The following is a 250-nucleotide window of genomic DNA, read 5'->3' as shown; positions in this document are numbered from 1 at the left end:
AAGTTGAATTAGGAGCAATCGCTACTCCTTGGGGATTAAATCAATCTGAAATTGCTACTACTAAACAAACGAACGAAATCAAACAAACAGTAGACAGCAATCAACAAACAATTAATTCTTTGAGCCAAACACAAGGGAAACATGGAGAGATTATTCAACAAAACACGAGTGATATTACGCAGTTAAATAATCAAATTAAATTTAAAGTATCTGATACTCAGATGCAGGATTATGTTGGTGGATTAGGAAG

General features: G+C 33.6%; 1 protein-coding gene. It reads left to right on the top strand.

Features of this window, described 5'->3' with window-relative positions; all coding sequences use genetic code 11:
- Window positions 1-250: hypothetical protein (locus tag ACS2QP_RS28300; RefSeq protein WP_438883142.1), on the top strand; the 250-nt coding region annotated here is incomplete at both ends.

This window comes from Bacillus cereus group sp. Bce019 (genome assembly GCF_051781745.1).
GTDB lineage: Bacteria > Bacillota > Bacilli > Bacillales > Bacillaceae_G > Bacillus_A > Bacillus_A cereus.
Note: the sequence above shows the minus strand (reverse complement) of the source record. Positions and strands in the feature narration are given on the sequence as shown.